The 26,660-nt window shown below is 63.8% G+C and carries 20 protein-coding genes and 1 pseudogene; 8 read left to right on the forward strand and 13 right to left on the reverse strand.

Translation table 11 applies throughout. From position 1 onward, the window contains the following. Window positions 1-78 precede the first annotated feature (78 nt). The 5 genes from QA640_RS26005 to QA640_RS26025 all read right to left on the reverse strand — a co-directional run bounded on the left by QA640_RS26005 (window position 79) and on the right by QA640_RS26025 (window position 8,464). Window positions 79-1,893, reverse strand: a complete 1,815-nt coding sequence (locus QA640_RS26005; protein WP_283035766.1) for a hypothetical protein — start codon at window positions 1,891-1,893, stop codon at window positions 79-81. 20 nt (window positions 1,894-1,913) lie between these two features. Further along, on the reverse strand, window positions 1,914-3,203 hold the full coding sequence (locus QA640_RS26010; RefSeq protein WP_283035767.1) for a cytochrome P450: 1,290 nt from the start codon (window positions 3,201-3,203) through the stop codon (window positions 1,914-1,916). Beyond that, a complete protein-coding gene (locus QA640_RS26015) occupies window positions 3,200-4,003 on the reverse strand; it encodes a tetratricopeptide repeat protein (protein ID WP_283035768.1) in 804 nt (267 codons plus the stop codon). The genes QA640_RS26010 and QA640_RS26015 overlap by 4 nt, the downstream gene beginning before the upstream one ends. A gap of 28 nt (window positions 4,004-4,031) precedes the next feature. Beyond that, window positions 4,032-6,203 carry an adenylate/guanylate cyclase domain-containing protein gene (locus QA640_RS26020; protein WP_283035769.1) on the reverse strand — a complete coding sequence of 724 codons (2,172 nt, stop codon included), beginning with the start codon at window positions 6,201-6,203 and terminating at the stop codon, window positions 4,032-4,034. Window positions 6,204-7,111: 908 nt separating this feature from the next. Beyond that, window positions 7,112-8,464: an Nramp family divalent metal transporter gene (locus QA640_RS26025; RefSeq protein WP_283035770.1), complete on the reverse strand. Its 1,353-nt coding sequence runs from the start codon at window positions 8,462-8,464 to the stop codon at window positions 7,112-7,114. A 167-nt stretch (window positions 8,465-8,631) separates the two neighbouring features. Here QA640_RS26025 and QA640_RS26030 point away from each other — a divergent pair, with 167 nt between their 5' ends. Then, window positions 8,632-9,876 (forward strand): MFS transporter, encoded by a 1,245-nt coding sequence (locus QA640_RS26030; RefSeq protein ID WP_283035771.1) that lies wholly within the window; start codon window positions 8,632-8,634, stop codon window positions 9,874-9,876. Here the strand turns inward: QA640_RS26030 and QA640_RS26035 are convergent. After that, window positions 9,873-11,132 carry an adenylate/guanylate cyclase domain-containing protein gene (locus QA640_RS26035; RefSeq protein WP_283035772.1) on the reverse strand — a complete coding sequence of 420 codons (1,260 nt, stop codon included), beginning with the start codon at window positions 11,130-11,132 and terminating at the stop codon, window positions 9,873-9,875. The two genes, QA640_RS26030 and QA640_RS26035, sit on opposite strands and share 4 nt — an antisense overlap. A 169-nt stretch (window positions 11,133-11,301) precedes the next feature. On the opposite strand from QA640_RS26035, the gene QA640_RS26040 reads away from it, so the two are divergent. The 3 genes from QA640_RS26040 to QA640_RS26050 are packed head-to-tail and all read left to right on the forward strand — an operon-like array spanning window position 11,302 to window position 13,129. After that, window positions 11,302-12,459, forward strand: a complete 1,158-nt coding sequence (locus tag QA640_RS26040; protein ID WP_283042891.1) for an MFS transporter — start codon at window positions 11,302-11,304, stop codon at window positions 12,457-12,459. Between the two features lie 41 nt (window positions 12,460-12,500). Further along, a complete protein-coding gene (locus QA640_RS26045) occupies window positions 12,501-12,692 on the forward strand; it encodes a hypothetical protein (RefSeq protein ID WP_283035773.1) in 192 nt (63 codons plus the stop codon). Between the two features lie 26 nt (window positions 12,693-12,718). Next, on the forward strand, window positions 12,719-13,129 hold the full coding sequence (locus tag QA640_RS26050) for a RidA family protein (RefSeq protein WP_283035774.1): 411 nt from the start codon (window positions 12,719-12,721) through the stop codon (window positions 13,127-13,129). A 23-nt stretch (window positions 13,130-13,152) separates the two neighbouring features. Here QA640_RS26050 and QA640_RS26055 read toward each other — a convergent pair whose 3' ends face one another. The 5 genes from QA640_RS26055 to dmeF all read right to left on the reverse strand — a co-directional run bounded on the left by QA640_RS26055 (window position 13,153) and on the right by dmeF (window position 20,475). Then, window positions 13,153-13,983, reverse strand: a complete 831-nt coding sequence (locus tag QA640_RS26055; protein WP_283035775.1) for an N-acyl homoserine lactonase family protein — start codon at window positions 13,981-13,983, stop codon at window positions 13,153-13,155. A 157-nt stretch (window positions 13,984-14,140) separates the two neighbouring features. Next, window positions 14,141-15,841, reverse strand: a complete 1,701-nt coding sequence (locus QA640_RS26060; protein WP_283035776.1) for a hypothetical protein — start codon at window positions 15,839-15,841, stop codon at window positions 14,141-14,143. Between the two features lie 376 nt (window positions 15,842-16,217). Then, a complete protein-coding gene (locus tag QA640_RS26065) occupies window positions 16,218-17,336 on the reverse strand; it encodes a hypothetical protein (RefSeq protein ID WP_283035777.1) in 1,119 nt (372 codons plus the stop codon). 39 nt (window positions 17,337-17,375) lie between these two features. Then, on the reverse strand, window positions 17,376-19,205 hold the full coding sequence (locus tag QA640_RS26070; protein ID WP_283035778.1) for an adenylate/guanylate cyclase domain-containing protein: 1,830 nt from the start codon (window positions 19,203-19,205) through the stop codon (window positions 17,376-17,378). 298 nt (window positions 19,206-19,503) lie between these two features. Then, a complete protein-coding gene (gene dmeF / locus QA640_RS26075) occupies window positions 19,504-20,475 on the reverse strand; it encodes a CDF family Co(II)/Ni(II) efflux transporter DmeF (RefSeq protein WP_283035779.1) in 972 nt (323 codons plus the stop codon). Window positions 20,476-20,854: 379 nt separating this feature from the next. Between dmeF and QA640_RS26080 the strand changes: the two genes are divergently transcribed. Further along, window positions 20,855-21,673, forward strand: coding sequence for a chromate resistance protein ChrB domain-containing protein (locus QA640_RS26080; protein ID WP_283035780.1), 819 nt, complete (start codon window positions 20,855-20,857; stop codon window positions 21,671-21,673). Next, window positions 21,673-23,058: a chromate efflux transporter gene (gene chrA / locus QA640_RS26085; RefSeq protein WP_283035781.1), complete on the forward strand. Its 1,386-nt coding sequence runs from the start codon at window positions 21,673-21,675 to the stop codon at window positions 23,056-23,058. The genes QA640_RS26080 and chrA overlap by 1 nt, the downstream gene beginning before the upstream one ends. Window positions 23,059-23,170: 112 nt before the next feature. On the opposite strand, the gene QA640_RS26090 is transcribed toward chrA, so the two are convergent. Further along, complete coding sequence (locus QA640_RS26090; protein WP_283042892.1) at window positions 23,171-23,485, reverse strand: hypothetical protein; 315 nt, start codon at window positions 23,483-23,485, stop codon at window positions 23,171-23,173. A gap of 386 nt (window positions 23,486-23,871) precedes the next feature. After that, window positions 23,872-24,296 (reverse strand): annotated as a pseudogene (locus QA640_RS26095) (hypothetical protein). A 142-nt stretch (window positions 24,297-24,438) separates the two neighbouring features. Between QA640_RS26095 and QA640_RS26100 the strand changes: the two are divergent. Further along, the gene (locus QA640_RS26100) at window positions 24,439-25,749 is read left to right on the forward strand and encodes a hypothetical protein (protein WP_283035782.1); all 1,311 of its coding nucleotides are present in this window, start codon (window positions 24,439-24,441) and stop codon (window positions 25,747-25,749) included. Between the two features lie 124 nt (window positions 25,750-25,873). Next, on the forward strand, window positions 25,874-26,626 hold the full coding sequence (locus QA640_RS26105) for a hypothetical protein (protein WP_283035783.1): 753 nt from the start codon (window positions 25,874-25,876) through the stop codon (window positions 26,624-26,626). Window positions 26,627-26,660: the final 34 nt, after the last annotated feature.

Below are 26,660 nucleotides of genomic sequence, written 5' to 3' on the forward strand. Positions count from 1 at the left end.
TCCTCAGCCAGCCGTAGCCGCTCCTCAGCATTCCCTGGATGTCATCGAACTGCTTCGCGAGATGCGGCGCTTGCGCTTTCATGATTCGATGGCCCTCATGATCAGGTCGTCGTTGCTGTCGTTGCGCTCCCCGAACAGGGCGTCGCGCAGTCCAGTGGCGAGGTTGATCTCGTCGACCGTTTTCTTGCGCGCGTCGAAGCGATACATTTGGGGAAGCATGCTATCGCGTGCATATGACTTGAACTTCAACTCGCACTTCACGCCCCGGAAGGCGATAAATCGCGTCGGCGGGAAGCTGCGCGGCTCGTCGACGGCGGGCTGGCCGATCGCCGCCGATCCACGGCGCTTCAGCGTGGTCCACCGCCATGCCAGGGTCGTTCCGATCGTCGCGCCATTGATAAAATCGTCGAGATAGCCGCCAAAGCTGCCGTCATAGTTCGAGCAGAACAGATAGCGGCGCCCTCCCTCGATGATGTGCCAGTGACCGAAATGAATGCCCGGCGCATCACCCAGCCGGCCCTCGGTGAAGAACGCGCGTCCAAACAGTGTCACGATGCGCAGCGATGCCCGTATCCACCAGGCACTCCAGCCGTTCGGACTGCGAATGTCCGTCAGGCTGACCATGTGCGCGGTTTCACGAACCACCAGCCCTTCGCACTGGTCGATCGACGTCTGGACCTGCTGGGCCCGCGGCACGTCGTCTTCGTAGGGATGGAAGAACCAGTTGCCTGTCGCCGCAAACTGCCCGTTGATCCAGGAAAACACGCTGACGACGCAGATCAACGCAACGATCGCGAGGATGACGAAGAGGACGATCTGCCATCCAAGGAATTTCTCGGTCAATGCATGGTAAGCGTCCACGATACTCGTGGGGCAGAAAATGAAAACGAGTGCGAAGGCAAGGACGGCCAGAAGAAGCGGCACGCCGACGAAAAAGCCGACCCAATAGGTGGACCATGACGACCACGTCTCCGTGGGCCGTTCGAGCTCGCGACGGACGCCCTTCAGCCAGAGCCGCCAGGTCTCGGACACGGCGGGCAGCGCGGCCAGGAACAGCCACGCCAGATATCCGAGCCCAACCAGCGCCAGTACGCTACGAACGCTTACCCAGAAGACCCAGCCGCTCACCGTGCTGACGGCGTCCACGATGGCCTGCAGGCCCGAGTAGAGTCCGCCGAACAACCAGGTGTAGACGCCAGCCAGGCCACGCGGCACCGCGCCCACCAGCCAGACCGCGGCCAGCCACAGCACGAAGATGGTCAGCAGATAGCCGACCTTTCCGGAGATGCTTGCGCCCTTCCCCCGCCACCAGGATCGCGGCGCCGGCGCGATCGCCCAATCGAAGCGCGAGTTATTGAATGCCCGTTGTGCGAGCGCGAGCGCAAACGATGAACGGTCATCGCCAAATTGTCCCGTTGCCTTCAGGCGACGCGCTTCGTCCCGCGTCCATTCAAGCAGCTCATGCTCCTTCTCGATCTGCCGGACCGTTCGGTCGCGCGCGCCGATGAAGCCGCCATCGGCGATGCTGAGGCACTTCATCAGCTTTTCGTGCAATTGACTGTTGCGCTCGCTCTGCTGCTCGGGACCACTGCCGGGCCAGAACGAGCTGTAGAGCGACCACATCGTTTCGCTCGAATGATAGACGAGCCTGTAGAGCATATCGTAGGGATCGATGCCCTCTTCGATGGCAAGCTCGAGCATCAGCGATGGCCTCGGGTCCTGCGCGCCTGTCATCGCCGGCAAAAGTGCGAGGGAGGCGAACTGCACCACCGCGACGTCCGCGAACAGGACGTTCAGCGCCTTGCAAACAGGGCTGTTTTCCGAAAGATCGGTCGTGCCGTCCCAACCTGGCACGACGATGCAGATCAGCTGCTGGCGGACCATCTTGAGCATGCCCGTCCCCCTCCCGCCAGCTAAACGAAACTCACGCGCATGCGCGACATCAGTGGTCCGTCGTAGGTGATGGCCTTGCCCTCGCTCTTTGCCAGTTGCAGCTCGGGAAGGATCAACAGGCCGATCAGCGCGCTGGTCAGGATCTCGACCGCATAAACCATGGCGGGACACTGGCGCGTGCCGTAGCCGAACATCAGCCACCGCAGATCCTCGTCCTTGCCCCAGTCGCGCGCGGGGCAGAATTTGTTGCTATCCTTCACAACGTCGGAATCAAACAAGGCCGCAATCGACCAGATCGCCATCTTTCCGCCGGCGGGGCACGTTGCATTGTGCCGTGCGCCCGTCTCGAATTCCGTGTCGCGCGGCACATCGCGCGCGAGCAGCGGAAAGATCGGCCGGAATCGCAGCAGCTCGAGCACGTGGTTGCGCACCCGCTCGCGGAAGTCGGCGTTCTGCCAAACCGCGTCCGGGTCAAGCTGCTTGAGCCGCCGCGCCTCGTCTCGCAAAGCCTTGTGAACCTTGGGCCGGTCCAGAAGCTCCTGCACGGCAAGCGCTCCCGACTGCACCGTCACCGGATGCGAGATCCAGGCAAGTCCGACTGCGTTGCGTTCGATGTTGTCCGGACCCGGCAGGCCCCATGCGCTTTGAATGTCGGTCCTGACGCCTGCGATGCGCGACATCAGTGCATCCGCGTTGAGCTCAGCCCGTCGCTGCACCCTCAACGTCGCCGAACTGCCGGCCAGCAACTGTCCCGCCACGTAGCGGATCTCGAGGAGATATTGCCGTTTCAGTCCGGGGTCAGTGAGGCTGCCGCCTGCGCCCGCCGCCACCCTGTCCGTGGCCGCCCCGAACAGGGGATACATGGCGCGAAACACGATCCACATCAGGTAATCCTCGATGAGATCGAACGACTTGTTCGTCCCGAGCCGCCCGAGTGCCTCAACGTAGTCCTGGACCGCCTTGTCGGCTGCAGCCGGCAATGTCTCTTTCAGGATAGCCAGCCGATCATCCAGCAAGATCTTGTCGGCGCTGTAGGTGGGGCCGGGATCCATGCCGATCAGATAATCACCAGCCGACAGGTTGGCCGCGTGCGCCGTGTTCGAGAAACTGTTCGGCCTTGTCAGCACCGCTTTGACAGCGCTCGCGCGCGCCGGCATTCCCAACCAGCCGCCGACGAACGGCCAGCGCCGAAGCACCTTTCCGATCGCGCGCAAAGCGCCCGGATGGCGATTGGCCCAACAAAAGATCCCGTAGGAGATGCTGCGAACTCCTGGCGGCAAGGCATCGGGAATATAAGTCGAGTTTTTCATGCTGGGTGCCAATCCTCTTGTCGCGTTGCAAGCGCTGCAGTGGCCCGCTTCTGGTAGTAGGGCATGCCGAGATGACGCGCCGCCTCGGAGGTCTGCGTGAAGCAAGCTTCGGCCGCCGGCCCGTCGCCCGCTTGCCGCAGCGTTTCGGCCAGCTCGCAAAGGGCTTCGGTCCGGTGCCCGTATTCTTCGCCCGCTTGCTCCACGGCCTTGCGTCCGACGCGGATCGCATCGTCCAGCCGTCCAAGGTTGCGATAGGCGACACCAAGCGCCACCCGCATGAAGGTCCGGCCGTAAGGACCGGCCGCATCGTAGATGCGCTCGACGAATCCCTTTTCGAGCAGCGGTATCGCTTCAGAAGCCTTGCCATTGCGGGCAAGCGCATTCCCGAGCACCCCCGTGCAGGCGGCCAGCATCGTCGGCACGTTGTGGGTCAGGCATTGCTGCATGGCCCGCCGCATCAGGGCCTCCGCCCGGTCGAGCTCCCCGCTCTCGACCCAGATTTGCGCCTGGACGGTATCGACCAACAGACGCGAATAGGGATGGTTGACGCTTGAGAGAATCTCGTAGGCCAGAGCGCAGAGTTCGTGTCCGGCTTCGTAATCACCCAGCCGCCACAGCGTGCTGGCATAGAACGCGTAGAGGTTGATGATCGGAATCGCCGCCCATCCGGGCTGGACACGATGGTCAGCGAGTTCGTAGGCATAGTCGGCCAGCAGGACACGACCCTCGGCATCCGCCTCCGAATACCGCCCGAGAGCATGGAAATGCATGAGGCGCGCCTGATGCGCCGCCATCACCATGTGGCGACGCTGGGCAAGACGGGCCGCCTCAAGGCCCTGTGTGGCATGCCGAAGTCCTTGCTCGAAGCGTCCGCGCATCCAGAGAAACACCGCCGTCTGCGTCGCAATCGAGGCGCGGGCGCGATGGTCGTCCAGTTGCGCGGCAAGGGCCTCCGCGCGCTCCATATTGTTGAAGATCTCGTCGATGTGCCCGAGCGCCATCATGGCGCCGATGGCTTCCAGCCGAAGCGCAAGTTCGAGAGCTTGCGCAGTCGTGGTGCCGCCGGCGCGGCGAGCCGCCTCGATGCCCATCTCGAACAGTTGCAGGGCTTCCTGATTCGCCGAGCGCGAGATGGCACGCGCCATCGACTTCACGGCGAATCTTGCCGCATGCTCCCATTCCTCGCCCTTGAAGGCGTGATGGGCCAGGGCCGGCGCGGCATCGGCGTCCTCGGCGCCGGGCTTGCGACTGCAAGGCGAGGAAAGCGAGCCGATGCAGCGCCTTGAGGCGGGCGCGCGTCAGCGCCCCGAGCACGACGTCCCTGACCAGTGCATGACGGAACACGAAAGCGTGCTGCTCCAGCGAACGCCCAGTGGGATCGGGCCTCGTCAGCAAGCCGGACGAGACGCAAAGGCCAAGCAACTCCTCGGTCCGCGCAGGATCTTCGTCCTGCATGGCGGCGATCAACTCTCGCGTGATGGGATCGCCGAGAACGCTCGCCGCCTCCAGGGCCGACTTCGCGGCATCAGGCAACCTGTCGACCCGCGCGCCGATCACGGCGGCGATGGAGCCCGGGACCCGCAACTCCCCGCGAGGCCGCTGCAAACGATAGGCGCCCGGCGTTCCCTCGAGTGATCCGTCATCGATCAGCGTGATGACCAGTTGCTCCATGAAGAAGGGATTGCCGTCGGCGCGGCGAACCAGCTCGCTCGTCACCCCGAGCACCGAAGGATCATCGCCGAGCAAGGCCCGCGCGAGGGCAAGCATCTCCCCGTCCCGCAGGGGATCGACCACGTGCTCGGCGAACCACGCCGCCTGACCCCATTGATGCTCGAAACCCGGACGGTAGCTGACGCAGACCAGGACCGGCAGACCCTCGAGCCGGGGCAACAGAGCCTCGAACAGCCGCCGGCTGTCGCGATCGGCCAGGAACACATCCTCGAGCACCAGCACGAACGGACCTGCCCGGACGCGCTGGCGAACGAGCCACAGCAGCGCCTCGCCGATACGGCGCCGCCTTTGCGCCGGATTGAGCGCCAGCCAGGCCTCGTTCGGCGCAGCGAACCCGAGCAGATCGCTCAAAGCCGGAAGATGATCGGCACCTTCTGACGGCCATTTCGCGAGCAAGGCCTGCACAGCGGTCTGCTTGACGTCGGTTGCGCTCGTGCGAGGCAACTGCAACAGACTTGCGATCAGGTCGGCCGCAGTGCTGTAGGCTCTGGTGCTCGCATAGCCCCTCGCCTGCGCGACGCACACGTCCACGCCGTGGCCTGCGAGAGCGGCTGTCCAATCGCCGATCAGGCGGGACTTTCCGATGCCGGCATCGCCGCGCAGCCCGATCGTCCGCATGACGCCTGTCCTGGCGGTTTCGAGCTCGCCCGCCAGCACCTCCAGCAACTCCTGGCGTCCGACGAGGGGCGCCCATCGCTGCTTTCGCGTCAATGGTGCGGCCGCCGAACTTTCGGTCTCGACCATGACTTCGTGAAGTTCGATCGGGGCGGCCAGTCCGCGCACTGGCTTTATTCCGACCGGCCGTGTGTCGATCTGCTGTGCGACCAGGCGCTGCGTCGCCGCGCTGATCAAGATGCCACCCGGGGACGCGAGTTTCTCCAGCCGCGACGCGATGTGGATCGTCTGACCGTCCGCACCGTAATGCGACCACTGGTACTGCCCGACGATACCGACCAGGACCTCGCCGGAGTTGATGCCGATGCGCAGCGTCGGGCTGGCGGCGCCTTGCGCTTCATTGCCGGGAATGATTGCCCTCTGCATCTTCAGAGCGGCCATGCAGGCCCGTAAGGCGTGATCTTCCTGCGCCAGAGGCGCCCCGAACAATGCAACGAGGCCGTCACCCAGCAGTTGGCTGACGGTGCCTCCAAAGGTTTCGACCGCGTCGGCAAGCAGGTCGAGCGTCCTGCCGAGATAGTTCCGGGATTCCTCGGGATCCGCGTCCTGCAACAATGCGGTCGAGTCGCAAACGTCGACGAACAGCACGCTCACCTGTTTGTTTTCGGTCGGCAGTTGCGCCCGCGAGTTGGGATGTTGCGAAACGGATCGCGCCTCACGCTCCATTGCGCCTGAGGTTGAAGGCCCGGAAGACCTCTCGGCAGCACGGTTGAGACCGGCGCCGCATTGCGAGCAGAATCGGTGCTCAAGTTCAACTCGGGCTGAGCAAGCGGGACACCTGGTCACGGCACTACGCACTCATCAATGGCTTCAACGAATAACCGACGCTCATTCGCATGATCAACGTCTCCCTCAAGGACGTGAACCTGCGCGCAAACAGAGTGGCGGGAAGGCCTGACCAACGTGGCAAAAGTCTTCCCGCCGGTAACAATCAAGACGTCGATATGCGCTTCGCGCGGCATATCCATGCTCGGCATGTGCCAATTCCGAAATGCCGGCACCTCATGCAAACGAATAAACTGTATCCTTGCCCTTCGAGGCGCGAGGCCAACCTTGACCCCTGATAGGAACTGCCTGGATCAGACCAATGGATCTAAACCAAAAGGCGAATCTAACCAAAGGCCTGCGCCGATCGAGGTCGCGCGTTGCCGACGAACATGTCTGATGAAAGCGCGATTGATGCGCTCATCTCAGCGCATCATTCCGCGGCGAGCGAAAACCGTCTTGAAATAACCAACGTCATTATGTGCCCCTATCAAAAATTGAATTCATTATACGCGCCTAGCCAAAATTGAAAAGGACGAATCCGTATAAACCCGGGACCCCAGGCCTCAAGCGCTGAACGACGCTCGATGACCGTCCAACGGACGTATGCGCTCTGGATTTCCTGCCTTTTGGGGGCTTTTTGAGCGGGGATGGCGGTATCCCCGGGTTTCCGCGCCGACCGATCGGCGAACGATACCCCTCATGTTTGGACAAGGGGGAACGTGCAGCCGAAGGGCTCATCCGAACATCATTTCGAACAGCAACTTCAGGTTGAGGATCACGATGACGCCGGTGACGATCCAGGCGATCGCGGCGACCACCGGGGAAATCGCGAACTCGCCCATCTTGCGTCGGTCGGAGACAAAGCGCACCAGCGGAATGACCGCGAAGGGAAGCTGCATGGACAGCACGACCTGGCTGAACACCAGGAGCTGCCCGGTGCCCTGCTCGCCGTAGAGTGCGGTGACGGCGATCACTGGAATGATCGCGACGCCGCGCGTGAGCAGCCGGCGCGCCCAGCTCGGCAGGCGCAAGTCGAGAAAGCCTTCCATCACGATCTGGCCGGCGAGCGTCGCGGTCACCGTGGAGTTGAGGCCGGAGGCGAGCAACGCGACCGCAAACAAGGTCGAGGCGACGCCAAGTCCAAGCAGCGGCGACAGCAGCTCGAAGGCCTTGCCGATCTCGGCGACGTCGGAATGGCCGCTTTTGTGGAAGGTCGCGGCCGCGACCACCAGGATCGCAGCGTTGATAAAGAGCGCCAGCATCAGCGCCACCGTGGAGTCGGTCGTCGCCCATGTGATCGCCTCGCGCCGACCCTCTTCGGTCCGCTCATAGGCGCGGGTCTGCACGATCGAGGAGTGCAGATAGAGATTATGCGGCATGACGGTGGCACCGATGATGCCGATCGCGATGTAGAGCATCTCGGGATTGGTGAAGATCTCCGTCCGCGGCGCAAACCCGCGGATCACCTCCGCTACCGGCGGCGCCGCGGCGGCGATCTGGATCGCGAAGCAGACCGCGATCACGACAAGCAACGCGATGACGAAGGCTTCCAGGAAGCGGAAGCCGCGGTTCATCAGGAGCAGCAGCAGGAAAGCGTCGAGCGCGGCGATCAGCGCGCCGCCGATCAGGGGAATGCCGAACAGCAGCTTGAGCGCGATCGCCGTGCCGATGACCTCGGCAAGATCGCAGGCGATGATCGCCGCCTCGCAGGCGAGCCACAGCAGCCAGTTCACCGCCGGCGAATAGGTCGCGCGGCAGGCCTGCGCGAGGTCGCGATCGGTGACGATGCCAAGCCTTGCTGCGAGCGACTGGAGCAAGATCGCCATCAGGTTCGAAAGCAGGATGACCGAGAGCAGCGTGTAGCCAAACTTCGACCCACCGGCGAGGTCGGTCGCCCAGTTGCCGGGATCCATGTAACCGACCGAAACGAGATAGCCGGGGCCGACAAAGGCGAGCAGCCGGCGCCACCACGCCGCGGCGGCGGGGATCGCGACCGTGCCGTTGACCTCGGCCAGGCTCTTGGTGATCGGCGCGTCAGTGCGCCAGCCGGCTGCGTCGGGGGTCAGATCGGGTGATCGGGCATCCATGGGCTGAAAGAATACCGAAATCGGCCCTTATTGCAACTCATTTGCAACTGCATCTAGCCGCGTCGGTTCCCCGAAGGCCAGCGGACCAATCTTGTCAGGAAGCGGGTGGGTTTGGCGGTCCTCCAGGGCGAATACTGGCCTTCAGATCGACTTCCAGGGAATGACAGATGTCAACGACCCCTCGCCTTCCGGACACGTTCAACCGCCTCGCCTGGTCAAATCTCGCGGCGCAATCGGCGGAACAGATCGCGCTGGCCGCTGCCCCCATCGTCGCGGTGCTGACGCTGGGCGTCGCCGAAGGCGAGACCGGCCTGCTCCAGACCGCCCTCACCCTGCCATTCGTGCTGTTCGCGATTCCGGCCGGACTGCTCGCAGACCGCATCTCGCGGCGCGCGCTGATGGCCGGCGCCGAGGCACTGCGGGCCGCGGCGCTTGCCGCCATCGTGCTCCTGATTGCACTCGGTGCGCTCAACCTGTCGCTGCTCGCCGCGCTGGGCTTTGCGGCGGTCTGCGGCACGGTCGTCTACAGCGTGGCGGCGCCGGCGCTGGTACCCTCGCTGGTGCAGGCGGACGCCTTGTCTGCGGCTAACGCGCGGATCGAGCTCGCGCGCACCATCGCCTTTGCCTCGGGCCCTGCGCTCGGCGGCGCGCTGGTCGGCTGGTGTGGGGCGAGCCCCGCCTTCGGCTTCGCCGCCACGCTTTCGGCGATCGCCGTCGTGCTGCTCGCCGGCCTCTACGAGCCCGCGCGCGCACCTGTGCCGCGACGGCACCCGCTCCAGGAGATCCGCGAGGGCGCTACCTTCGTGTTCCATCACCCGCTGCTGCGGCCGGTCTTCGTCACCCAGTTCATCTTCAACACGGGCTGGTTCCTCCAGCTTGCGGTGTTCGTGCCCTATGCGGTGCGCCATCTCGGCATGTCCGCGACCGGCGTCGGCGTGGTGCTCGCGATGTATGGCGTCGGCATGGTGATCGGCGCGCTGGTCGCGACGCGGGTGATGCAGCGTCTGGCCTTCGGCACGGTGGTCGGACTTGGACCGGTGACCGGGTTCGTTGCTGCCGTCGTGATGGCGCTGACGGTGCCGGTGCCCGCGGCGTGGCTCGCGGGCCTGAGCTTCTTCCTGCTCGGCGTCGGCCCGATCCTCTGGGTGATCTCGACCACGACGCTGCGCCAATCGGTGACGCCACCGCGCCTGCTCGGCCGCGTCTCCGCCATCAACATCATGAGCTACGGCGCACGCCCGCTCGGCTCGGCGCTGGGCGCGATCGTCGGCGGGCTTTACAGCGCAGAGGCGTGTCTCTATCTCGCAGCCGCGATCTTCGCGGTGCAGGTGCTGGTGATCTGGCTCTCGCCGTCGGTAGCACTCGACCGGCAGCCGGAGATGGTCAACGACGCCGCACCGGTGCGCTGCTAACCCGCCAGGTACCGCTCGTAGCTGCCCGTCACCGGCTCGCTCGTGTCGATGTCCGGATCGAGCGTATAGAGGTCCTGCGCACGGCCGATGCCACGCAGCGCGTAGCGGCCGGTCGAGACGAGATAGCGGCGGCCGGCCGCATCGAGCCCCGCGTAAAACTCCGCCGATGCGAGCAGCTCGCGATCGACCGAGCGGCTCATCGAGGCGATGCGGCTGACCTCGTTGACCGTGGGCCCGACCACCGTGAAATCGAGCCGGTCCTCGCTGCCGATATTGCCGTAGAAGACCTCGCCGACATGCAGCCCGATATAGGCCGAGGTGGTCGGGCGGCCGTCGGCGGCCCGCCTCGCATTCAGCGCCACGATGTTCTTGCGGAAAAGATGCTCGGCCCGCAGCGCCGCGCGACGCGCCGCCGCCATGTCCTCGCCGGTGAACATCGCGAGCACGCCGTCGCCGATCAGTTTCAGCACGTCGCCGCCGGCGTCGTGGATCGCATCGATCACGGCCTGCGCGTAGTCATTGAGGAACGGAATGATCTCGTCGGGCCCGATGCTCTCGCTGATCCCGGTCGAGCCGCGCAGGTCCGAATACCAGAGCACGGCGTTGATGCGCTCGGTGACGCCGCGGGAGATGCGCCCGCGCAGCACCTGCTCGGAGGCGTCACGGCCGAGATAGACGCGCCCCAGCGTGCGCACGATATCGACCTGCTGGGCGGATTTGATTGTGAGTCCCAGCACCGGCACGAGATCGCGCAGCGCCGCGAGCTCGCTCTCGCCAAAGCCCTCGGGCCGCCGCGTCGTCCAATAGGAATAGAGGCAGTCCATCTGGCCGAGAGCACCGGTCTCGCCGAAGCGATGCACGAAGGCGAGGAAATGCCGGTGGCCCTTCTCTGCGAGTTCGCCGATCTGGGAGAAATCGAGCGAGGCGGCATCCGTGAGATCGATCTGCATCTCGTCCTCGCCGTGCTCGAGCAGATGGTAGAACACGGAGCGGCGCCAGTTCTTGGCCGGATCGCCCTGCGCCGTCGATCCATACTCGACGACGTCGCTCTCGTTGGTCGGCACATCGCTCCAGCGGAAGGCACGCCCCTCATAGATCGGGTGCAGCGTGTCGATGACGACGAGGCCGCGCGACAGCTCGATCCCCTCGGCGCGGCAGCGTTCGCAGAAGCCGCGGAGCATCTCGATCTCGGGCAGTCCGGTGAGCCCCTGGGTGGTCAGCCAATTGATCAGCGTGAGGCGGGGGGTCAATTCCATAAGCCATTATAGCCGCACCTTCGTGACGGACGAAAGGCGAACCTGGTTGCGCGCAGCATCCCGCATGCCGCAGATCGAATATGCCGTGGTCGATGTTGACGTCACCCGTGCCTGGGATGCAAAAACAATTGATGTTTCCGATGTCGGCGAAGTCCAGAAGCGCGAGGACATGAGCCAGCGACAGCTTCCGATCATTCTGGCGCTCGGCACCACACAGACGCTGGCCTGGGCTTCAAGCTATTATCTGCCGGCGATCCTCGCCGATCCGATCGGGCGCGACCTTGGCGTCTCCGCCAACTGGATCTTTGGCGCCTTCTCCGCCTCGCTCGTGATCTCGGCCATGCTCGGCCCGCGCATCGGGCGGCAGATCGATCTCGTCGGCGGGCGACAGGTGCTCTCGGCCTCGAATCTGACGATTGCCGGCGGCCTCGTGCTGCTCGGCTTCTCCACCTCCGTCCCGGTGATGGTGATCGCGTGGCTCGTGCTCGGCGTTGGCATGGCGCTCGGACTCTATGACGCTGCCTTCGCCGCACTCGGGCGCATCTACGGCACCGAGGCGCGAGGCTCGATCACCGGCATCACGCTGATGGCGGGATTTGCCTCGACCGTCGGCTGGCCGCTGACGGCCTGGGGGCTTTCGCATATCGGATGGCGCGACACCTGTTTCGCCTGGGCAGCCGCCCACATCCTGATCGGCCTGCCGCTCAACCTCCTGATGCTGCCGAAGGTGAAGGGCGCCAAGGAGGTGGCGGCGACGGCCGTCAAGCCGCATATCCCGCTCGACCGCGCCATGATCCTTCTGGCTTTCGTCTTCGCCGCGGCCTGGACCGTTACCGGCGCGATGGCGGTGCACTTCCCGCGTATCCTTGAAGCCACCGGCGCGACGCCTGTCGAGGCGATCGCCGCGGGTGCCCTGATCGGGCCGGCGCAAGTCGGCGCGCGGGTTCTCGAGGCGAGCTTTCTGAGCCGCTTTCATCCGCTGTGGTCGACGCGGCTTGCCTGCATCACCCACCCGATCGGAGCGGCCGTGATCGCCATCCTCGGCGCGGCCGGCGCCAGCGCCTTTGCGCTTCTCCACGGTTCGGGCAACGGCGTGCTGACCATAGCGCGCGGAACGTTGCCGCTCGCGATCTTCGGCCCGAAGAATTACGGCTACCGGCTCGGCATCATCGGCGCGCCGGCTCGGATGGCGCAGGCCATCGCTCCGCTCGCCTTCGGTCTTCTGATCGACGTCATGGGAGCGAAGGTCCTGATCGTGTCCTCGGCTCTGAGCCTCACCGCGCTCGCGGCACTGTTCCTGGTCCACCCCGAGCGCCGGCCTTCTTGAGGCCCCTTCCCTTCGCTGCCGCTTTCGCGCAAAAGCAGGGCATGACCGACGACACCGAGCTATCAGGCACATTCAAGCGCCTCGCGCGATGGGCGACCACGCCGCCACAGGCCTATGGCGTCTATCTTGCCGCCGTCGTGCTGGTGTTTCTGCTATCGTTCTACGCGGGCACGCTGAAGCCGAAAAAGGGGCCGGAGGGTGGCCCGCCGCCGGTCGCCACGCCGAAGCGCTGAGACCTCGAGTACCGGAGAGCCACGCTATGTCGACCCCCGAGCCAATCGCACGATTCAATCCGCCGGAGCTCGGGACGCCGCCCGGCTATTCGCAAATCGTCGAGGTCAGCGCCGGCCGCCTGATCTTCGTCGCCGGCCAGACCGCCGTCGATGCCGAAGGCCAGGTGGTCGGCAAGAGCGACTTCGCTGCTCAAGTCGTGCAGGTGTTCCATAACCTCGGAATGGCGCTTGCTGCACGCGGCTGCAGCGCAGCCAATCTGGTGAAGCTCACCGTCTTCCTGACCGACATGAACAACCTCGCCGCCTATCGCGAGGCGCGCAATCGCTTCTTTGCGACCGTCATGCCGCCGGCTGCTCCCGCCATTACACTGGTGGAAGTTTCACAACTCTATGGTCCCGATTTCCTGATCGAGATCGAGGCCATCGCGGCGGCCTGAACAATCAGAGAGGCTGCGAAAGGCTAGTCGTAGAACTCCGGCGCCATCTTCAGGCTGTCGCGCTGTGCTTTGTCGTGGTTGATCCAGAGTTGGCCTTTCTCCTTCGCAAGCACCTCGGCGATCTTCTGCATCGAGGCAAGCGTCTGGTCCTTGCTGACGTTCATGCCGGGCACCACACGATTGTCCCAGTTGCTTTTGAAGTGCACGGCATCGCCCGACAGCAAGACCGCGCCGGTCTTCGGCAGTTTCACCAGCAGCGATTGATGGCCCGGGGTATGGCCGGGCGTCGAGAGAATGGTCAGGCTGCCGTCGCCGAACACGTCCTTATCGCCGGACAGCAGCACGACGGGATGCGACGGCTGGAAGCGCGGCTCGTTGTTGGGACCGGGCCATTCATATTCAACTTTCTGAACATGAAGGACGGCCTGCGGAAACAACTCGACATTGCCGGTGTGGTCGGGATGCGTGTGTGACACCGCCATCCATTTGATGTCCCCAGGTTTGAGCCCAAGATGTTCGAGTTGCGCAACGAGCGTCTTCGGCCGGCGCCAGACCGTCGCCTTCGGGTCGGAGGGAACGAGGCCATTGGGCATCGATGCGACCGCATCCGGGACACCGGTGTCCCAGAGGAACCAGCCCTGGCTGTGCCTGATGAGATAGCAGTTATCGACGAAGTCCATGGGCTTTCCTTCGTTCGCGCCGGGAGTCCAGCGCGACACGTCGCTGGTGGCGCCCTCCCCGCAATTGAGGATGTAGAGCCGTTCGACACCGGGCTTTTCCGACTGGGCCGGGGCTGCTTTGGCGGACAGGACGAGCGCCACGGCGACGAGAACGAGTTTGATCGAACGTGTCATTGTTGTTCCTTCCATCCGGTGGTCGACCGGACCGGTCGACCGGAATCAAACCCCGACCGGGGCCGAAAAGTCCGGTGTCGACGGCGGTTTCAGGGATGCAACCTTGACTGGCCTCGGCCGGCCGGACGCGCCAGATCGCAAGACAACGTCGTCCGCGTCATGGCGGATCGAGGTTGCCGAGGCCGCGCTCTTCGTCGGGAGGATAAACCGGGACATGCGGGGCCGGGAATGGCGACCCGGCCGCCGCGTTGGCAACGTGCCGCGCGAGTTGCGGCGCGGCTGCGCTGGTGCCGATCAAACGAAAGACGGTGCCGCTCCTGTTACCCCTGGCGAGCACCCCGCTCAGGGCACAAGAATCGTCGCAAGGCAGGAGGTAATCCGGCCCGACGCGGCGCTTCAGAGGACCCGGGCGTGCACGCCCTGCCGATGAATAGGACGACTTGCGCTCATTGGAGAGAATATAGCCCCCCGCAACATGCACACCATCGTCCTTTGCGGTGGCAATGCCGTTGAGGGTACCATGGCGACGGATCAGCGATCCGTGCTTGTCGAACTTTCCATCAACATACTTGCAGCTGGCCTCTGCCGCACGGCTCTCCTCCCATTCGGCATCGACGAAAAACGAGCGCCTGGCGCCCGAGTGGACGTTCATATTCGGATCCGTGCGCGCCACATAGGCGTGAACCGTCACGTGTTCGGGGATGTTTGCAAGCTGGATTGTCCAATCGCCATGTTCGGCCACGACCCCAGCCGTAGCGACGGTGGGTTCGACGTGGAGCCGCCACATCGTGTCATCGATGCTCCATGGGATTGGGAGGTCCACTCCGGCGGGGGGTAGAGGATTTGGCGGCGGAGTGACGGGTGCGGTCGGTGTGTACCGAACGCCGCTCGGCGATATCAGAGTGACGTCGATGACGCCGGCGTAGGCTCTCTTCACCCATATCTCGGCAAAGCACAGGCTGGTATTGTCGGGAGGAAGGCGCCACGTCCATTCGATGGAATCCGGCTGGTCACGATGCCTGTGAAAGCGGACGTGTCCCTCGCTCAAATAGGAATTGCCTGCGGCCAGGACGATATCGAGCTTGGGCTTCGTCGCGATGCCATCGTATTTCTTGACGAACGTTGTCAGCAGCGGTTCCAGGTCGGAGAGGCCATCATGCGGTCCCGTGGTCGGCCCGTAGCTCAGATTGATCACAACGTGATCGGTGTTGTGCGGATCGGCATGCGACAGGATGTACAGGATGGCGTCGTAAACATACGATTTGAGCCAGACGCCGGTCGCGTCGCGAATACAGGCTTCGGAGAACTGGACGAATACCACGTCCGTTGAGCTGGCGGGGTCGGTATTCGCTTTCCAGCTCGGTGGATCGCGCCGATCGCTCGGCGGACCGGTGCGTGACGAGGGCGGGAGCCGGCCCGCGACGACGTCCATCACATGCGCTCCATGCGACGCCTCGTGAGCAAGACCGAGAAAACCAGCGCCGGCATAACAGCCGTCCTCGTCGATGCCGCCCTGAGCGGTCACATGTAAATCGATCCACTCGTTGAGCCCCATGAGCCGCCCGGGCGGGCCAGGCAAATGCGAAACGCGCCGAAACTCGAGACCGTATGTAAGATCACTCAGCGTCTGCCCGAGCACGCAAGGCTGCCCATTTCCATCTTTCACATTGATCGGCTGCCGGCCGGTGTTCTGATCCCAAATGGCGCGCACCCGTGTGCGCAAGCCACCGCCTGGCACGTTTTGCAGGAATTGCGCCGCAGCGAACGGGCAGCCGTCGTCGAGGACGCCAATCAGCAGCTTCCCCGCCGGATCGTTGCCGTTCGAGCGAGAATCGATGATTCGCCGCTCGAACTTCAATTCCTCCGTCGGCTTCAACGGAAGCGACAGTTCGACCCTGGATACGAATTGGTCCCAGATGCGCAGCGCGTCACCCGTCAGCGCCGACGTGGTGCCAAGCATCGTCGCATACCGCGTATCGTCGGAAGGGCCGAGGTCGACGACCTTCTCGTGCTGATTCATTGCGCGCAGAAATCGATCCGGCTCAGGTGGCTCGTGGAATTCCACGAGGAAGAACAGCTTGAACTGCGCATTGAACTCTTCGAAATTCCTAAAGTCCGTCGAGATCGCGTACCGGAGGTACGGACCGAAGCATTTCGGATATTGGTCGCTTTCGGCCATCGGATGTTCTCCGCTTCGGTTTCGCGACGATGCTTAGCCCATGGGAATGCTTCGCCTATGGGAATTTGATGACCGACGTCCACTCATCGAGTGCCTTGCCCCACAACGCCGCCATGATTGGCGATGGCGTGACGTGCGTCGGATTTGCCGCCCGCGAATAGAATAGGCTGGCGTTGGAATCGAGATCCTGCTCCGCGCTGAACGGGTTGAAATCCTTTGTCGGATACAGGTCGATGCCGGAGGCTGCGTTGAACGTCCGCGCCGCCAACACCTGGACCGTGGTGGAGCAGGCGACGAAATATTCGCCGAGTGCGGTACCCAACATTCGCCCGGCCATGCTGTCGACGGGGAAATGGAGGCCGGCAATGACGCGATTGGTGGAGATGCGTGCGGCCTGACGGTCGAACTGCTCGGTCACCGTCGGGTACTTCGGGTGTCCCGCGCCATCCACCGCATTGAGGTTCAGCAGCGCCTTGAGCACATAGGCCACCGCGTAGCACTGGGTCGCGTGTCCCATCGGGAACGTGCCGTGGCCGGGTGTCGTGAGCATAGGCTGCACTTGCGCGTTGTATTCGACCGGACGCCAGCAGCCGAGGGCATGTTTGAAGCGCATCTCCACGTACACGCAGAGCTGCAGCACGATGTTGATGAGTTCGAGAGTGCGCCTGGTCCGGTCGGGGTGGAGATAGACGATCGAGGACCAGAACGCATACTGGGGATCAATCTGTGCGATGATTTCGGTCGCACGTTCGTTACGCAGCTCCGCCCAACTGAGGACCAGGGGGATCTGTTGCTCGAAAGTTGCCGGCGCCGGTTGTTGAATTTCTGCGATCAAGGAGCCGGAGGTCAAAACCTGGAATCCAGGGCTACCGCCGGGGCCCGGCACCGTTGGAGCGAAGCTGATCCCCTGCAGAAGCTCGCCGACCGCTATGTAGGCACGAACCCATGGTTCCCAGCGCTCCAGCTGCGACGTGTTGTCGATGGGCGGCAACGGCGGCTCGTACCAACTGAATTCGGCGCGGCTTGTCCCTTCGCGAGCGTGGATGAGTGCGTCCACCATGATGGGATTGGCCCAGACATCGCCGAGCGTGCCGAGCAGCGCACCGCCGGCTCCGCCTGCACCACCGGCACCGCCCGCTCCTCCTGCTCCTCCCGCTCCACCTAGTTGAGCCATAGCCTGCCTCCTTGTGAGTAAGTCAGCCTGGGATCGCGGTCAGCCCGTCGGTAAACCTGCCATTTCCAGGCAGCGCGCCCACTGCCGACCCGTCTCGGAATGCGCATTCGGAATGCGTGCGGCATATTTTTCGACCGTCAGCTTCGGCTCTAGCTGGAGCACCTTGCTCAACGCCGCGCGCGCTTCGTCCATTCGGTTCTGCGAGACAAGGGCAATCGTGAGCACCCGCCAGGTGGACGGATGCATGCGATTGAGAGAAAGGGACGAGCGCGCAAGCTTTTCCGCTTCCGCATATTGGTGCGCCGAGAGCTGTGCCGTCGCGCCAAGGGATTCGAAATAGTAGCGCTGTGGATCGAGCGGAGAGAGCTCCATGGCGCGCCGCGTCGCATCGACAGCAGCAGAGCCTTCCCCCTTGAACGCGTTGACGACGCCGCGATAGAGCCAGCCCAGCGCGTGGCTCGGATTGGCGTCGACGGCCTGTTCGCAGCGCTTGCGCGCCGTGTCGAGGTCTTTCAACAGGTGGCAGTAAACGAACCCCTCGGTCGCGAGCGCCAGCGCATCCGACGGATCGCGATCGAGCGCGGCGTGAGTGGCGCTCAGAGCCTCGGCGGCCTCGCGCTTGCGATCCTCGGACCAGCCACGCGTCACGCGCAGGATATACCAGTTTGCAAGCCAGGCGCGCGGCGCGGCAATCCGCGCGTGCCTGTTGATGAGCTCGTCCAGCACTTTGCGCGTTTGGAGAAATTCCTCCTTGTTCGAACGGTGCATCAGCCTGATGCTCCCGAGCAGCAGCGAATAGCTCTCGAGCGTGGGCAACGGCTGGGTCAGGATATGCTCGACCTCCGCGTCGAACACCGAGAGATGGACTGCCGCGGCGATGCGATGCGCCAAATCGCTCTCCGGCTGCAGCAGGTCGCCGATGTCCCCCTTGAGGCGGTCGGTCCAGACGACCTGGTTGGTGCGCGCGGCCGACAGCTCTGCCGTCACGAGGATCCGGCTCGCATCGACCACGTAACTGCCGCTGAGGATATAGGTGGCTCCGAGATGCGCCGACACTTCCGCGACATCGCTCACCCGGCCGCGAAACACGTTCGTCGACAGACGCGAGATCACCTTCAGATTCGGCGATCTCGATAGCCGCCAGATCACGCTGTCTGCGAGCAGATTCCCAATGTCGAGATGCTCCGGCGCGTTGTTTCGTGCAACAAAGGGAATGACCGCAATCGTCGGTTCCATGGGTGTACCATAATCCCGCCGAGCCGTGAGGCTCGGGTGCGGACTTGCCGGACCGACACGGTAGGCGCGGACCGGCTTGTCGAAATGCTTGAGGATACATTCGCCCAAATCTTCGCAGATTGCATCCACCCCGTGCGTAAGCTCGTCGCGTGCCGCCGCGCTGCCGACGGTCTCGCCCGGATTTGCGAGGCTTGCCAGGGCGGCCGCCAATTGCTCATGAGCGGACGCACTGGCGATCGTTTCGCCGGGACCTGCCAGGGTCGCTAGCCGGGCCGCGAGATTGATGCCACTGCCGTAGATATCGATCCCGTCGCTCCAGGCGGTGGAGGCGTTGATGCCCGCTCGAAGCTGGAAGTGTTGATCCTCTGGCAGGCCCTCGTTCAGGGCGGCGATGGTCCGATGCATCTCGGCTGCGCCATGCACGGCGTCCGGCACCGTCTCGAAACGGACCATCATGCCATCGCCGAGGCTCTTGACGAAGATGCCGCCATAGCGCGGCAGGATCTGTTCGGTGGCGATACGGACAAAGTCGGCCCATCGACGCACGGCAGAGGCCTCGTGCTCGCGCATGAGCCGCACCGACTCCACGAGATCGATCAAGAGGACAACTGCATCATGTTGCACGAGGCCCATGATTGTCTCTCCGAAGCCCGATGACGCCTTTGTCCGGGCTTTCCAGTGAATGGCCTCTCAGTCCGCTCAAGCCCGCCGGGCTCTGCTGCTCGCTCGACGAGCACCGACGGATTGGGCGGTCGAGTTCATCGAGCGCACCCGGACATCAATAGTGCGCAGGTGAGCAGGCGGTTATGAAGCAGATCACGATTGGGAAAACATGCGTCAGCCCGTCGCGGACTGGATGGCTCGCAACCAATAGCAGCATTGGCTTCATCTTCTCGCGACGAGCGAAACCACGCTGCTCCAGATCACCTGCTTAATGTGGACAGGTCTCGACTTCGACCGTGACATGGCTGAGCCCCTTCAGCCCCGCGAGCCGCTTCTTGTAGACGGCCGGCTGCTTGGGCTTGTCGGAGACGAGCGAGACCAGCACGGCGCGGTGGCCGGGGCCGACCTGCCAGAGATGCAGGTCGGTGACGCGGTCCTCGCCCACCTCCATACGGGCGCGGATGACCCTTTCCAGCTTCTCGTCGGCCCTGACGTCGAGCAGCACCGCGCCCGAGGCCTTGATCAGGCCGAACGCCCAGCTCGCGATCACCACGCTGCCGATCAGGCCGACGACGGGGTCGGCCCACGCCCATCCCGAATACATGGCGACGACGAGCGCGCCGATCGCCAGCAGCGAGGTCGCGGCATCCGCCATGACGTGGATGTAGGCGGCGCGGAGATTGTGGTCGCGATGATGATGAAAACCATCATGATCATGATCATGATGGTGCTCGTGATCGTGTTGCGCGTGGCCATGGTCGTGGCCGTGATGGTGATGATCATGGCTGTCGCGCAGCAGCCAGACGCTCACCAGATTGACACACAGCCCGAGCACAGCGACCGCGATCGCCTCGCCATAGACGATCGGCACCGGCGAGATCAGCCGCAGGACGCTCTCATAGGCGATCTGGACCGCGATCAGGCCCAAGATGATCGCGCTGGAAAAGGCGGCGAGATCGCCGAACTTGCCGGTGCCGAAGGTGAAATGCGCATTGCCGAGGTGCTGGCGCGCGAAGCGATAGGCGAACGCCGCTATCCCGAGCGCCGCCGCATGCGTTCCCATATGCCAGCCGTCGGCGAGCAGCGCCATCGAGCCGAACAGCGAGCCGGCGACGATCTCGCCGACCATCATGACCAGCGTCAGCGCCACGACGAACCAGGTGCGCCGCTCGTTCTCGTCGTGCTTTTCGCCGAGGAACACATGCTCGTGCGTCCATTGCTCGATGGAATGTGAATGCATCGGATAGAGCTCCAGAGAAGGAATCCAGACCAAATATAGGCCCCGCCGGCCGAACTTTCCAATTTGGAGATCTCACCGGACCATCCAGAGTGCCGGCTTTCCGTGACGGCACGACAGAATTTGAAAAACAACCCCATGCAAAGGCGTCGACGGCTGCCGCAGGATGCATTGCTGATTTTACGAAATCATTTGACACGTCGGGCAAATCACTGGCAGAATGCCATCATCGGAGCGCGTCGGATGGACAGAGCGGATCGCATCCGCGATTGACAGGCCGGCGCAGTTTCGCTGTAATATCCTGCATGGGGATTTGAGCGATCTCCCCACGAGGCGACACGCCCAAGCATCGCGTCCCGTTCGTTTCTTACGAGGACGCATCATGTCTTCTTTCACGACTATATCTTCTGACAAACTGGCGCGGCTGATCGGCACGGCGAATGCCCCTGCCCTGATCGACGTTCGCACCGACGAGGATTTTGCCGCCGACCGGCGACTGATCCCCGGCTCCATCAAGCTCAGCCATGACAAGGTTCCGGATTGGGGCGCCGACTTCGCCGGCCGCCCCGCGATCGTCACCTGCCTGCGCGGCGAAAAGCTCGCGCAAGGCACCGCGGCCTGGCTCCGGCAGCTCGGCGTGCAGGCCGAGACTCTGGAAGGCGGGTTCGAGGGCTGGAAGGCGGCCAAACTGCCGCTCGTGGACACCAGCAAGCTGCCGAAGCGGGACGCCAGGGGCCGCACCGTCTGGGTGACGCGGGCGCGGCCGAAGGTCGATCGCATCGCCTGTCCCTGGCTGATCCGCCGCTTCGTCGATCCCGACGCAGTGTTCCTGTACGTCGCGCCGTCCGAAGTCGTCGGCGTCGGCGAACGCTTCGATGCCGCGCCCTTCGACATCGAGAACGTGTTCTGGAGCCACCGCGGACCGCTCTGCACCTTCGACGTCATGGTCGAGGAGTTCGGGCTATCGACGCCGCCCTTGCAGCGGCTCGCAACGCTGGTGCGCGGCGCTGACACCGCACGGCCCGACCTCGCACCGGAAGCCCCGGGCCTGCTCGCGGCCTCGCTCGGCCTGTCGCGGATGTATGATGACGACCTCGCGCAGCTCGATGCCGGCATGCTGCTCTATGATGCCTTCTACCGCTGGTGCCGTGACGCCACCACCGAGACCCACAACTGGCCGACCAACAAAGTGAAGGCGTGATGGATACCCGCAATGCTCAAGCAGAAGCTGATGCCGGTCACGGCATCAGCTTCAACGAAGCCTTTCGCGTCTGGCTCCGGGTCGCCTGCTTAAGCTTCGGCGGCCCCGCCGGCCAGATCGCGGTGATGCACCGCATCCTGGTCGAGGAGAAGAACTGGATCTCGGAAGGGCGCTTCCTGCATGCGCTGAACTACTGCATGCTGCTTCCGGGACCGGAGGCACAGCAGCTTGCGACCTATATCGGCTGGCTGATGCACCGCACGGCCGGCGGGCTGATGGCGGGTGGGCTGTTCATCCTGCCCGGCATCATCGCCATCATGGGGCTCAGCTACATCTATGCCGCCTTCGGCAATGTCAGCTTCGTCGAGGCGCTGTTCTTCGGTCTGAAGGCCGCCGTTCTCGCCATCGTGGTCGAGGCCGTGGTGCGCGTCGGCAAGCGCGCGCTGAAGAACCGCATCATGATCGCGCTCGCTGCAATCGCCTTCGTCGCGATCTTCTTCTTTGCGGTCCCCTTCCCGATCATCATCATCACCGCCGGCATGATCGGCTATCTTGGCGCAAGAAGCAGCCGTCCGGAATTCGCGCCCGCAGGGCACGGCCATGGCAGCAACACAGCCGCCATCGACAGCATGCTCGGCGAGGCCGCGCCCGATCATGTCCGTCCCGACACCGCGCGCGCGATCCGAGTCGGCGCGATATGGCTCGCGCTATGGCTGGTCCCCGTGATTGCTTTGCTCGTGGCCTTCGGAGAGGCCAACGTGTTCAGCCAGATCGCGCTGTTCTTCTCCAAGATGGCGCTGGTCACCTTCGGCGGCGCCTACGCAGTGCTCGCCTATGTCGCCCAGCAGGCGGTAGAGCATTATCACTGGCTCAGCGCGCGCGAGATGCTGGACGGCCTCGGCATGGCCGAGACGACACCCGGCCCCCTGATCATGGTGCTGCAATTCGTGGGCTTCATGGCCGCCTTCCGTGATCCGGGCGGGGTGTCGCCGATGCTCGCCGGCACGCTCGGGGGTCTGCTCGCGACCTGGGTGACCTTCACACCGTGCTTCCTCTGGATCTTCTTGGGCGCTCCCTATGTCGAGCTCCTGCGCGGCAACAACGGCCTCGCCGGCGCGCTCAGCGCGATCACCGCCGCCGTCGTCGGTGTGATCCTCAACCTCTCGATCTGGTTCGCGCTCCACACGCTGTTCCGCGAGACCGTACCGGTGCACGCGTTTCCCCTGTCCTTCGACATGCCGGTGCTGGCAAGCGTCGACATCGCAGCGCTGGTGCTCTCGATCGCGGCCGCGACCGCGATCTTCCGGTTCAAGCTCGGGATGCTGACGGTGCTGGCGGGATCGTGCGCGGCGGGCGTGGCGCTGCGACTTGCCGGAGTGATCTAAAGCGGGATGAGTTGAATCGGTGCGATGCCGAGGATTCACCTCTCCCCGCGGGGGAGAGGTGTCCCAATGCGACTGATCGTACTTAATCTCATCACCCTTTAGGGTGCTCCGCTCACATCATGCTTCCGGGCATAAAGCAGCGAATTTCAACCCGTATCAGCCGCTTGAGTTTCCAATAGTAGACGGGCCAAGCCATCGCATGCCCGGCTCGATTCGGCCCAGTGATGACCGCCTCGTCGGGAACATCCCACCACTCGCCTGCGATCCGGACGCGGTAGTGGCCGTCCCTGGTTTCCCAATCGACGTCAGACAGCGCAAAGCGGTCCGCGTCGCTGCAGCATTGCCCCTTGCCGCTACGAAGGCTCTCGTACCACGAGTCGAGCTCGGGATGAGCGGCATCATGGGCGTGAACGTCGACCACCATCATCGTGGCGATGGCAACTACCAACAATATCTTGGTCATAGAAAAATTCCTTTGAAAGAAGGAAATTTTCACAACCACAACAGTCCGCAAACAACGTCAGCTCTGTTCACGCGAGCATCAATGCCCGGTGCGTGATCAGTCAACGCGGCCAAAAGATTTGCCCAATCGGCCCTCACACGCAGGAGCTCAGCATCGCTCCGGTCGCCTCTCTCGAGGCACACATCAGCGTAGGCGTACGTCGCGGCAGGAGCTGAAAGGTTCAAGCAGCCCCTCTCGTACCGCTTGTAGATGTTAAGCGGACATGCAACCCGCTTGGCCGAACGGTCGCGATTCATGAATACATGCAAGACGGGCTCCGCTCGTCAGCAAGCCCGTACGCAAACCGCCGGTCAAGCAGGCGCGATGGCGATGTAGCGAATGCAGGCCACGACGACAGCAAGCTGGATCGCATTGCCCAGCATGCCACCCCAATGCAATCGCCGCAGCCGGCGCGCGGAATCGGCGTCGCCCGGATCTTGCTCACTGATCTGTGCGTCCATCTGCCGCAGGAACCAGCGGCGCGAGGAGACTGCGAAAGCCGTGATCAAGGCGATGCCCGTGGCCAGGACCGCGCGGCCCTCCACGGCAATGGCAATCGTCCCTACGGCACTGGCAACCGCCACTGTCAGGAAATAGCCGTTGAACATGGCGCGGAGCAGCAACGCGACGGTCGGACGTCCAGCTTCACCAGCAGAAAGGCGGGCGCTGCCAGCAGCAGATAAAACATCGGAAGCAGCAGGATGATCGCGGCGAACAGGGCGACGTTGTCTGGCATCATCCCCCCTCTTTTTTCCGGCAGCGCAGTATCGGCTTCGGCCTGTCACCGGCACCATTGGGCTTTGGTTGGATGCACAACGGCTTCCGCCTCGGACCCGATCACTACCGGAAACGTTGACAGGGATCATCGATGGCGCGCCATGGAAACACTCTCTGCGTATCTCGACAGAAAGCACCAGGAACTTGCACTGTTAAATGGTTGCCTTGCGAGGCCCTTGACGCTGCGAACGCCGGTCGCAGTCGTGGAGGTGATCGAACAGAAATTCCGCCTTGCCGCGGCGCTGAAGGCCGAACACGCCCTGCACGATTGGGCGCGCACGGAAACCGACTGGGCCCATTGGGGGCGGCTGCGCGCCGGTCCATTCGAGTTCAGCTACGATTACCAGCGCGCCGATCTCGAAGTCCGCGGTCCCCCGTTCTACCACGTCGAGGATGCCGCGAGGTGGGACACCATCTACACGTCGTCAGGCATGGCCGCGACATCGGCGCTGCTGCTGGGCTCGGCCCGCGTGATGGCGAAAGCGGACATCCTGGTCCTGCCCGGCTCCTACGGCGAGACCATCGAGCTGATCGAACGCCATGCCCGACATCTGCGTCTCGTGGCGGTCAACCACGCACCCGGTGAACTTGCGGTTCGCACGGACCGGCCGAGAATTCTTCTCTTCGACTCCTGTGCGCCGGCCGCCGCCTTCGAGGCGACACTGCGTCGCGAAGCGAGTGGGCTCGATCTCATCGTCTTCGACACGACGTGCTTCTCGATCGGCTCGGGACGGATCCGCCGCCTGCTGGGCTGGGCTTGCCGCCAGCAAGTTCCCGTCGTCCTCGTGCGCAGCCATACCAAGCTCGATTCCCTCGGCCTCGAATATGGCCGCCTCGGCTCTGCGTCATTCGTGGGCCTCGACCATCGCGTGAGCGTGCAGGGGCGGCAACTGCTGGCCGATCTGAAGAAGGAAATGCGTGATGCGGTACGGCTGTTCGGCGGCGCGGCCCTGCCGGCGCATTTTCCGCCCTATGTCGGGACGAAAGCCTACCGCGTGCTGACCGACCGGCGCGTCGCGGCCATCCTGCGTAACGGCCGGCGAACCGCCCGTCATTTTGCAGCGACCCTTCCGGGCTCATCGGCGGAGCTGCACTTCGCCCACGGGCTCTATGTCACGCTGGCACCAAAGCGCAGCATGGACGAGCACCACGCCCGACAGATCGCCGTGGATCTATCGGACGACCTCGGCAGGGCCGGATTGCCGCTTCGCCACGCTGGAAGCTTCGGCTTCGATTTTGGTGCGACAGAGTGGTTCCATGACACGACCTGCGATCGCTATGTCGTCAGGATCGCCGTGCCGGATCTGCCGACGCCGTTATGGGACGAGGTCGCCCATGCGGTGGCGCACTGGTGGTCGTCGCATGAGCAGGACGTCCCCCGGTCCGCCCTGCCGGCCAACGCGTCCGCATAGCTCACGTCTTGCCCCGGACTCCTCCATCGGGGCGAAAGACGGTAGAATGGATCGAGAGGGACTCAGCGCCGTGCAATCGTTTTCGGATCAGAAGGCCAGGCCGCGTCGAAGAGCGGTCGTCGTTTTGTTGCTCCTGTCCCTCCTGCTGACCGCTTGCCTTGTCGCCATGTATTACGCAGGCGATCTGTCGAAGTATCAGACCGTCGTTTCCGCCGAGGAGACCCGCACCGCCTTGCGCGACGTGACCGATCCCGACCAGCTCGATCAGGTCATCAAGCTGCACCCGTCCAACAAGCTGCTCAAGCTGCTTGCGCTCGCAAACAGGGACGCGATGGAAATCGAAGCCGCCTCGCGAAAGCTGCTGAGCGATATCGAGCCGAAACCGTTGCCGAAGCTCGGCGATCTCGGCGCGTCCAGCCGCACTGACCTTGACGGGCTGCACCGCGATCTCAAGACCGCGGAAAGCAATGCGACAGGCGTTGCGCCCCGTTACGCCGCGCTGATCAAGACCACGCGTGACCAGGTGGAAAACGACGCCCGATCACTGAATGCCGGGGATGACCGGCTCTCCAGTTTCATGGCGCTGATCGACGACCAGCATGCGGCATGGACCGCCCTCACCGCCAAGGCGCTCGCCTCGCGGGCGGAATATTACAGTGCTTTCGACAAATGCGTCGCACTTCTGGCCCGCGAGTTCGGGATCTACAGGGTTTCCAACGGTCAGTTCGTGTTTCCATTTCAGTCCACGGCCGACGCCTATAACCGCGCGGCGACGGCTATGACGACGGCAACAAACCAAGCCGCGGAGCTCGGCGCCGAAAGGGCGAAGCTGCGAGAATCGCAGCTCGCCAGATGGAAGGCATTCGCCGAGCATTGATCGCTATCGGCCTTTCTCCGTCATTGCGAGCGCA

It is taken from the genome of Bradyrhizobium sp. CB82, from assembly GCF_029714405.1.
Classification (GTDB): domain Bacteria; phylum Pseudomonadota; class Alphaproteobacteria; order Rhizobiales; family Xanthobacteraceae; genus Bradyrhizobium.